Here is an 8,330-nt window from a genome sequence, read left to right as displayed (position 1 = left end):
TGGCTGCCTCTGCCCTGGTATTACTCATGACGCCCGGCCTGGCTTTGTTCTACGGCGGGATGGTGAATGCCAAGAACGTTATTTCGACCATGCTCCAAAGCTTTATTTGCATGGGCATTATTAGTGTACTTTGGATTACCGTTGGGTTTAGCTTAGCTTTCGGTGATTCCATCGGTGGCTTTATTGGTGACCCCCGCACTTTCTTTATGTTTAACGGGGTACTGGAAAGCAAACCTTGGCCTTTGGCTTCTACTATTCCGTTAGTACTGTTTGCTTTCTTCCAACTGAAGTTTGCCGTTATTACACCAGCTTTAATTACCGGTTCTTTCTCAGAGCGCATCCGGTTTACTTCTTATATATTATTTGCTTGCTTGTTCAGCATGTTTATTTACGCGCCAATTGCGCATTGGACCTGGCACCCAGAAGGCTTCTTGTTTCAGATGGGAGCTTTAGATTTTGCCGGTGGTACCGTGGTGCATATTTCGGCTGGTTGTGCTGCCCTGGCTGCGGCACTTTACTTAGGTAAAAGAAAAGTTGATGCAGTACACGCGCCGGCCAATATTCCTTACGTATTATTAGGCACTGGTTTATTATGGTTTGGCTGGTTTGGTTTTAACGCGGGTTCGGCGGTGAGTGCAAGTTCTTTAGCTGCTTCTGCCTTTGCTACTACCAACACGGCTGCCGCTGCCGCCGGTTTAGCCTGGATTTTATTTGATGCTTTTAAAGGCAAGAAACCTTCGGCCATGGGCTTTTGTATTGGCGTGGTAGTGGGGTTAGTAGCTATTACTCCGGCTGCTGGTTTTGTAGGCATATCGGTTAGTATATTTATTGGGGTAATTGCGGCCTTAATCAGTAACCTGGTTGTAGGATGGCGTGCTAAAACTACCATCGACGATACGCTGGATGTATTTCCTTGCCACGGTGTTGGCGGGATAGTAGGTGTGTTGATGACCGGTATTTTTGCCCACACAGCCATTAACTCCGGCAACACCACCGGTAACGGCTTATTCTACGGCGAAACCAAACTTTTCTTTATTCACTTAACTGCTTTGGGCATTGTAGTAGCCTTCTCTTTTATTGGCAGCTTTATTTTATTAAAAATTACCGATTTAATTACGCCGCTAAGCGTATCGCGGGAAGAAGAAGAACTTGGTTTGGACTTAAGCCAGCACGAAGAGCAATTGGTATTTAGCAACGGAGCAACGGAAATGAATACTATACCGGACATAAAAGTTTTAGCTTAAACAAAGGCCGGACAAACAGAAATACTTATTGTTAATTTATTTACATTCCTGAAAGTTACAAACAAGGTGGTTAATTATAACCACCTTGTTTGTTTATAGTAGTTAAGTTGATATAACGCCTTAATATTTGCAGGCTTATTTAATATTTTAGACAATATTTAAACTACCCCGGGTTAAAACGCTAATACAGTTTAGAAACAGAAATGTCTCGTTATTAAAAATTTTGCAAAAACTGTTCTGCCTGATAAATCCTTAATTTCAAAACGCATCTATTTACACCTGTTCTCTGAATTTTGTGTAATTATTATAAAATTGGCCTCATAATATGAGGCTAATTTGGTTTTTACACGTATTTTTGAAAAACAATAGCTAAAAAATTAAGACACTTCACTAAAAGACCTATGAAAAACAAGTTATCGGGCATTCCTTTTCTAGCACTTTTATTTGTAAGTATTCTGGGAGTAATATTTTCTAAACTCCCCGGCAGTTTTCACACCGAAGGCATTATTGCGGGCGATGTGGCCTGGATGCTGGCTGCCTCTGCCCTGGTATTACTCATGACGCCCGGCCTGGCTTTGTTCTACGGCGGGATGGTGAATGCCAAGAACGTTATTTCGACCATGCTCCAAAGCTTTATTTGCATGGGCATTATTAGTGTACTTTGGATTACCGTTGGGTTTAGCTTAGCTTTTGGTGATTCCATTGGCGGCTTTATTGGCGACCCCCGCACTTTCTTTATGTTTAACGGGGTACTGGAAAGCAAGCCCTGGCCATTAGCTTCTACTATTCCGTTGGTTTTATTCGCCTTTTTTCAGTTAAAATTTGCGGTAATCGCGCCGGCGCTTATAACGGGTTCATTTTCGGAGCGTATTCGGTTTACTTCTTATATATTATTTGCTTGCTTGTTCAGCATGTTTATTTACGCCCCAATTGCGCACTGGACCTGGCATCCAGAGGGCTTCTTGTTTCAGATGGGAGCTTTAGATTTTGCTGGTGGTACCGTGGTGCATATTTCGGCTGGTTGTGCCGCCCTGGCTGCTGCTATGTATTTAGGCAAACGGAAAGCCCACACCATTCCGGCCCCGGCCAATATTTCTTTTGTACTGCTGGGTACGGGTTTATTATGGTTTGGCTGGTTTGGGTTTAATGCGGGTTCGGCGGTAGGTGCTAATGGTTTAGCGGCCATTGCTTTTGCTACTACCAACACGGCTGCCGCTGCTGCCGGCTTAGCCTGGATTTTATTTGATGCCTTCAAAGGTAAAAAACCTTCGGCCATGGGCTTTTGTATTGGCGTGGTAGTGGGGTTAGTAGCTATTACTCCCGCTGCCGGCTTTGTAGGCATATCGGTTAGTATATTCATTGGCGTTTTCGCCAGCCTGGTGAGCAATATTGTGGTAAGTTTATGGGCCAAAACCAATATAGACGATACCCTGGACGTGTTTCCTTGCCACGGTGTGGGCGGAATGGTAGGCATGTTGCTGACGGGTGTTTTTGCCCACACGGCTATTAACGCCGGCAACACTACCGGTAACGGTTTATTCTACGGCGAAACCAAACTTTTCTTTATTCACTTAACTGCTTTGGGCATTGTAGTAGCCTTCTCTTTTATTGGCAGCTTTATACTATTAAAAATTACCGATTTAATTACGCCGCTAAATGTAACCGAGGAAGAAGAAATACTGGGGCTGGATATTTCGCAACACGAAGAGCAATTATTCCCAGGGCAACCGGTTATGGTAGAAATACCGCTTACACCCGAATTAGAGAAGGCAATTGCCTAAGCCAGTTATTTTATTGTAAAATATTTAGTTGATAAATAAAAAAGCGGTCCCGAATAAATCAATATTCGGGACCGCTTTTTTATTTAATATTATTACAACGATTCTGAATCGTAAATCAGGACGCGTTCCCACAGATTAGAGCAATCAGCTACAAATTGCAGGTGAACCGGATCAACCTGATAAGCATCATGATCGGCCAACGAATTAAATACCAGCAACAATGAATAAGAATAAGTAGTATCAATTACCGGCCGATCGGTAGAGGCAGGCTTGCCTACATCTGCCATGTGAACCGATTTAATACTTTTAAGCGAGGAAACACTGGCCTCGAATTTCTTTATTTCATCCGGCGTATTATCAGATTTCAGCCAGAAAAACACGTGATGTACAAACATAAGTTTTCAGATAGTTTAGGCTGCAAGGTAAATGCTTTCGGGCTCAAAACCAACTACCCCACGTTTGTACCAATATTGGATATTTTTCCCGGCTAAACTTATTCTGTTTTGTTCGGCTGCTGTCCGTTAGTCAACAGATAACCTTCGGTAAATACTTTATATTTATCAAAAATAGACCTCACCGAGCGTTTCAGGTAAGCTTCGTTGTTAAAATCCTTGTTGCCTAATAAGCCGGAGGCATACCCTTGCCAAATGGCCCGGTTGTGTTTCCGGTCGATGAGCACAACCAGGAGGGTACCTTTGGTAAGATTATATCTAACGGGGTCGTATTCTTTTTTCTGTTCGCCGGTTTCTTCGTCTACTTCTTCTTCTATTATCTTACCGGAGGCTAACCAAACATCAATATCGGTTTGGTTATAGCCTTTAAATAATAAATCGTCGTAAAATATTTTATGCGATACCAATAAATCTGGTTTATTATCTGTGTACCGGTAGCCTTGCAATTGCATCCGGGCCCGCACCGCATTTTCTACAATTTGCATGTGATTACTAGAGTCCGAATCGGTTTTCTTGTAACCCATGAAGTTAAAGGTCTTGTATCTTTTAAAATTACCGGCATAGCTGTAATCAGATTCTACCCGGTTTTCATAAAAGTTCATGCAGCTTGCTAACGTAGTTAAGCTTAAAAGAATAGCGCATCCGTAAATTTTCCTGATTTTCATTGTGAGTATAATTAAAACATATAAAGACGGTTATAAAAGGTAAGCAGACTCCTAAACTCCTGTGATACAGGTTAAAACTATACGTAATTCCAGATAAATTCAGATGTAAAAAATATGGGTATTTTGCTAAAAAATTACCATTTATTTAAGTCTTTTACATTGGTAATGTGCGCCAGATGGTGTTTGCCATGCCAGGCATATAACCCCGCCGCTTTCATTAGCGGAGTTTCCCCGGAAACTGGGTGGTTAAAAGTGCGCTGCCACTGTTCCGGAGTTAACGACCGCAACAACACTACCCACCGGTGATGCAACGCTTCAAGCAAAACCAGCGAAACCTCCACCGGTTCAGTTTTGCCATCGGCTAACTCGGCCCAGCGATCTTCTTCGTAGGGTTTAATCGTGGGTAAATCTTCGGTTAAAGCTAATTTAAACCGGGTATAACTGTTCAGGTGGCTATCGGCGAGGTGATGCACTACCTGCCGTACGGTCCAGCCGCCAAGCCGGTAAGGCGTATCTAACTGCTCGTTGTTTAAACCCGCAACCGCTTGCCGTAATTGGCCGGGCAAAGCAACAATCTCTTCAATAAAACCAGTTACATCAGCCTCGGTCAGGTTACGGGTAGGCTCAAACTTACCTATGGGGTAACGCTGCAGATCTTCCTGGATAATATTATTCAAAGCAATAGTCATAATTTAGAATCAGCAATTTAATAAGTAGCAAATACCGCTGTGCAGGCTTGTAAAAACAACCAAACATTGCTTTTAAATATATAAAATATTATTAATAAAAAATAGCAGGAAACTAATTGAAAATCAATTAATATCCTGCTATTAAGAATTAAAGCGTTAGTAGCCGTTAGGCAATTACCGCTACCATTGGGAACGGGTGCAAAAAATAATTTTGTAGTTGCTTTAATATTTAAAAAACTGGTTTTTCCATTGCTAACTGGTAAGCTTTGTTATAGTAGCGGGTAAGGTTTTTCCAGTCAAATTCTTCCGACGAGCTTTCTACCTGGTTGCGCAGGGCAATGCGGTCGCGCTGGCTATACTGCACGTATTCAAAAAGATAATCGGCTAGCTGGTTAGCGGCATCATCGAAACTGCGGTTACGCCTTTTCACCACAAAAATACCTTTACCAACTTTTTCATCCATTTTTCCCATTACGTAATCCCCAAAACCCGATAAATCGCTGGTAACCGCAGGTACGCCGCGGGCAATACACTCCAGCGGTGTATAACCCCAAGGCTCGTAATAACTCGGGAAAACGCCCATGTGGCAGCCGCGTACAAACTGGCCGTAATCCATGGCAAATAATGGGTTAGTTACCGAAACAAAATCAGGATGGTAAACAATTTTCACCCGGTCGTGGGCATTATTTACCAGGTTAGACGACCGTAAAAAGTGCAGAATTTCGTCGGTTTTATCGTTAACCAGGTTATGCGTAACTACGCTGGGCAGGTTGTGCGTTTTCCAAGACTGCAACGTACGGCGGTAACGCAACTGCCAGTAATCGTCTACGAAATCGCGCAAGGCTGGCAATTTAAAATCGGTGCTGGAGGCAGCGGCGTAAAATAGTTTTTTACCAATTTCTTTCTGAATAGCCACGCAGGTTTCGCGAATTTCTTCCATCATTACCCGCGATTGCAGCACACCCGGGTGCACCGAATGATAAGGCTGCTTGGTAATAAAAAACATGACTACCGTTTTTTTAATACCCGCCTGCTGCATCCGGTAATTTAAGCGAGCCAAGGCCTCCAAGGTAACATCAAAGCCTTTGTTGCGGTATTCGTAGCGGCCCGAAGTAAAGAAATACAACGTTTGATCCAGATCGAAGGGATAGCTCTGGAAGAAATGCGCCATGACGAACTGGTGAATTTTATCTTTATACTTCTGGTGCAGGTTCTGGTGCTCGTGCAGGGCAATAAAGCGCTGAATATTTAACCCGTTGGGCAATATTACATCCGGAATGCGTTCGAGTAAAAACATACACTCACGCGCTGTAACATCACTCACCGTCGAGAATATATGGGCGCCGTGCGCTGCCGCTCGTTCCAGCTTAACGGCCGTTTCAATATTAAAATGAATAGCCTCCTGTAGCCAGTTTACCGAGGTTAAGTTGTCGTAAAAAGACGGATCGTTCATGGCCAGATAACGGCCCAGCAAGGTAGCGTGCGTGGTAAAAATAATACGAATATTGGTACGTTCGCGCCGCAACTCCGGAATGGCCGGCCCCACCATCCATTCGTGAAAGTGCGCAATTACATTTTTATCGGTTACATCGGGCTGTACTAACTGCTGCAAAAATGTTTTAGCCAAATAACCAAAAGCTTCTACCTGGTTTAGCAAATCGTCGTTGCCGGGTGTAGGAATATGGTGGTGGTGCCACAGGTCATATTTTATCTGACCCAATCGGTCGTATACACTATACGGGTTCAGCAGCACCACCAGCGGGTTGCCGGTAACCAGCCAATGCCCGTAATGCACCTCAAAACCCATGTTGCGCATTTTAAGTACCGCCTGGCCAAAGGGGCCACTATAATCATCGGTTGGCTCAAACTCGGCTTGGGCATTGTGGTGAAAATAAGGACCAATCAGGCAATAACAATCGCCCCAGGTCTGAATCATCGAAGGTACTTTGGAGCGGATTACGGTATAAATACCGCCTACCTGGTTGCACACCTCCCAGGCTAGTTCCGTTAATAAACTATTACTAGTATTAACTTTTGCTGCATTTGCATTATTATTGCTAGTTTCTGCCACGACAATAACGGTTTAGGTTAGTAGTTTCTGTTCTAAATATATAGAAATGATTTAATTCTATACGGGAATTTAACAGAAGTTTATACCCGTCACTGTCTAGGAATTGTAGGCCAATTGGTTAAATGGGCAATATATTTTTAAATTATATATTATTTAACCTTATCCTTTAGAAAAGTCCGAACAACTCTACCTGAATTTTATTAATTATAAATCCCAAATCTTCGGGGTTCGACACGAAATCCAGTTTATTTACATCAATTACCAGCAACTTTCCCAAATCGTAAGATTTCATCCAGCTGTCGTAGTGTTCGTTCAGGTGGCGTAAATAATCCAGGCGCATGGTGCTCTCGTATTCGCGGCCGCGTTTTTCAATCTGCCCAATCAGTTTTGGTAAATCGGCTTTCAGGTAAATCATTAAATCGGGCGGCTTTACCATACTAATTATCGACTGAAAAATGCCCAAGTAATTATCGTAATCGCGCTGGCTCATTAACCCGGATTGGTGCAGGTTACGGGCAAAGATATAGGCGTCTTCGTAAATAGTGCGGTCCTGAATAATAGGCCGCGTGCTCTGATTAATTTTCTGAACTTGCTGGAAACGGCTGTTTAAAAAATAGATTTGCAGGTGAAAAGCCCAGCGGGGCATATCGTCGTAAAAATCTTTCAGGTAAGGATTATTCTCTACGGCTTCCAGAAACAAATCCCATTTAAAATGCTGGGCTAACTTTTGGGCCAAAGTAGTTTTACCAGCACCAATATTACCCACAATAGCAATATGCATAGCTTCTAAAATTTAAAGCCGCAAGTTACCTTTTTTACCTAAATGGTGTGTTGGTTGCTGATTGTTAAGTGCGGACTGATGTATTTAATGGTTGGGCTATGGTACGTTTATGCCCTATAGGTTTTATTACCGGCAGTTTTTATATTTGTATGTATGTTGAAATTCAACTCAAAAGGATTATTAGTACCTAATTCGAACATTAAATCATCATTAAGTGAGTTCCGAACTGAATTTGTTACTAATCTCCCTTATGAAAAGAGGCAATTTCTATATGATAAATATATCCAATATTCAGATAAGTTGAAAGCCTGCTGTAATAACATAGAACTTTTACAATGGATAGATGGTTCTTTTACTACTAAGATATCTTCTCCTGGTGATATTGATTTAGTTACATTTATTGACCATTCAACATTTGAATCTAATCAGCAAGCATTAAGGGATTTCAAATTTCCAGAATCTATTCACCAATATGGAGTGGATGCGTATTTAGTAATAGTTTACCCAATTGATCATAAAAAGTATCCTCTATTTATTGGAGATAGATTGTATTGGATGGATAGATTTGATAAAACAAGAAGAAATAAAGCTGGCAATAGGCTCCCTAAAGGTTTCTTGGAAATTTTGTACTGAATAATAAGTATTTT

General features: G+C 42.1%; 8 protein-coding genes. 3 read left to right on the top strand and 5 right to left on the bottom strand.

Annotation, left to right across the window (positions count from 1 at the left end; translation table 11 throughout):
- Positions 1-1,244: ammonium transporter (locus F0145_RS04260; RefSeq protein WP_150087213.1), on the top strand; the 1,244-nt coding region annotated here is incomplete at its 5' end.
- A gap of 401 nt (positions 1,245-1,645) precedes the next feature.
- Complete coding sequence (locus F0145_RS04255) at positions 1,646-3,025, top strand: ammonium transporter (protein ID WP_150087061.1); 1,380 nt, start codon at positions 1,646-1,648, stop codon at positions 3,023-3,025.
- Between the two features lie 92 nt (positions 3,026-3,117).
- On the opposite strand, the gene F0145_RS04250 is transcribed toward F0145_RS04255, so the two are convergent.
- The 5 genes from F0145_RS04250 to F0145_RS04230 all read right to left on the bottom strand — a co-directional run bounded on the left by F0145_RS04250 (position 3,118) and on the right by F0145_RS04230 (position 7,683).
- Complete coding sequence (locus F0145_RS04250; RefSeq protein ID WP_150087060.1) at positions 3,118-3,420, bottom strand: Dabb family protein; 303 nt, start codon at positions 3,418-3,420, stop codon at positions 3,118-3,120.
- A gap of 98 nt (positions 3,421-3,518) precedes the next feature.
- Positions 3,519-4,079, bottom strand: coding sequence for a DUF4136 domain-containing protein (locus tag F0145_RS04245; protein WP_190277468.1), 561 nt, complete (start codon positions 4,077-4,079; stop codon positions 3,519-3,521).
- A gap of 197 nt (positions 4,080-4,276) precedes the next feature.
- A complete protein-coding gene (locus F0145_RS04240; RefSeq protein WP_150087058.1) occupies positions 4,277-4,831 on the bottom strand; it encodes a YfiT family bacillithiol transferase in 555 nt (184 codons plus the stop codon).
- Between the two features lie 229 nt (positions 4,832-5,060).
- The gene (locus F0145_RS04235) at positions 5,061-6,902 is read right to left on the bottom strand and encodes a glycosyltransferase (protein ID WP_150087057.1); all 1,842 of its coding nucleotides are present in this window, start codon (positions 6,900-6,902) and stop codon (positions 5,061-5,063) included.
- Positions 6,903-7,068: 166 nt separating this feature from the next.
- Entirely contained in the window at positions 7,069-7,683 is a 615-nt protein-coding gene (locus tag F0145_RS04230) for a deoxynucleoside kinase (protein ID WP_150087056.1), read from the bottom strand.
- 153 nt (positions 7,684-7,836) lie between these two features.
- On the opposite strand from F0145_RS04230, the gene F0145_RS04225 reads away from it, so the two are divergent.
- Positions 7,837-8,316, top strand: a complete 480-nt coding sequence (locus F0145_RS04225; protein ID WP_150087055.1) for a DUF6932 family protein — start codon at positions 7,837-7,839, stop codon at positions 8,314-8,316.
- The last annotated feature ends 14 nt before the right edge of the window (positions 8,317-8,330 follow it).

The sequence above is a fragment of the Adhaeribacter rhizoryzae genome (assembly GCF_008629685.1).
Classification (GTDB): domain Bacteria; phylum Bacteroidota; class Bacteroidia; order Cytophagales; family Hymenobacteraceae; genus Adhaeribacter; species Adhaeribacter rhizoryzae.
This window is presented reverse-complemented; position numbering and strand designations above follow the sequence as displayed.